The sequence below is a fragment of the Arthrobacter sp. HMSC08H08 genome (assembly GCF_001807575.1).
Taxonomy (GTDB): Bacteria; Actinomycetota; Actinomycetes; order Actinomycetales; family Micrococcaceae; genus Pseudoglutamicibacter; species Pseudoglutamicibacter albus.
The window spans coordinates 88,571-89,704 of sequence record NZ_KV789408.1; the positions used below are offsets into that span (position 1 = coordinate 88,571).

Genomic DNA, 1,134 nt, shown 5'->3' on the forward strand with positions numbered 1-1,134 from the left:
ACCACATAGGTGTTTCTAAGTCACTGCCTCCTCGTGAGGCCTTGCTCAAAAGGATGACGTCATGAAGATGAAAAAGCTTTGTGCCGCTCTAGCCGTGGTTGCAGCCGGAATCGGTTTCGCTCAGCCCGCGCAAGCCGCAGCTAAAGACTGCGGCGCCAATCTAGTTTGCTTGTTCGAACATAGGGACTACGGAGGACTTCTAGGATCTCGCCGAGCGGGAATTAAACTTATGAACCTCTCAAGCGGAGCGAATGACAAGTTGAGCTCATGGATAAACCGCACTAGTCGGAACGCTGCTTGGTATGAGCATGCTGGTGGTAAAGGTAGGTGTTACACCATGCGGCAAAACTCGGTTCAAAACTATGTCGGGTGGGTAGCTAATGATACCGCTACGTCATGGCGGATGGATCGCGGTTGCTAACTGTTTTTATCGGTTTCCGGGGTGCAGTTAGCTAACTGCACCCCGGCTTTTTTAACGAGGCATGATGACTGTTGTGACTGTGGAGAATGTTCACAAATATTTGGGTGTCGGCGCTCAGCGCACGCACGTTTTGCGAGGTATTGACCTTCAAGCTTCGGCCGGGGAATTTGTTGGGTTAGCGGGTAAGAGCGGTTCAGGTAAAACAACCCTTTTGCGTGCTATTGCTGGCTTGATCCCTCTGGATAAGGGCCGGATTGATGTTCTTGGTATAGATGTAGGTCAGGCCAGTGAGGCGGAGGTTCTAGATCTGCGGCGTAACGTGGTCGGTTTTGTGCACCAGGATGACCTGTTGATTCAGGAGTTGACGGCTGCTGAGAACGTGATGCTCGTGTTGTCTGCAGCGGGTGTTTCACAGCGTGATGCCGAAGCTATGGCTAGGGATTCGTTGACTCGCGTGGGCTTAGGCGAGCTGTTGGACCGGTACCCAGCCGAGCTTTCTCGCGGCCAATGCCAGCGCGTCGGTATTGCACGCGCGCTGAGCGGCGAGCGGCGTGTTCTGCTTGCTGATGAGCCATCAGCTGCATTGGACACTGAGAACTCTCATACGATGTTCGGACTGTTTCGTGACCTAGCAGAAGCTGGTAGCACGGTGATCGCTACGAGCCATGACCCGATCATGAACGAGTGAAGTGTCCCGGGTTTTGTTCCTAGGC

2 protein-coding genes are annotated in these 1,134 nt (G+C 53.5%); both read left to right on the top strand.

Features of this window, described 5'->3' with window-relative positions:
* The first annotated feature begins 67 nt into the window (after window positions 1-67).
* Window positions 68-421, top strand: coding sequence for a peptidase inhibitor family I36 protein (locus HMPREF3175_RS10665; protein ID WP_370991869.1), 354 nt, complete (start codon window positions 68-70; stop codon window positions 419-421).
* 73 nt (window positions 422-494) lie between these two features.
* Entirely contained in the window at window positions 495-1,109 is a 615-nt protein-coding gene (locus HMPREF3175_RS08810; RefSeq protein WP_218078914.1) for an ABC transporter ATP-binding protein, read from the top strand.
* Window positions 1,110-1,134: the final 25 nt, after the last annotated feature.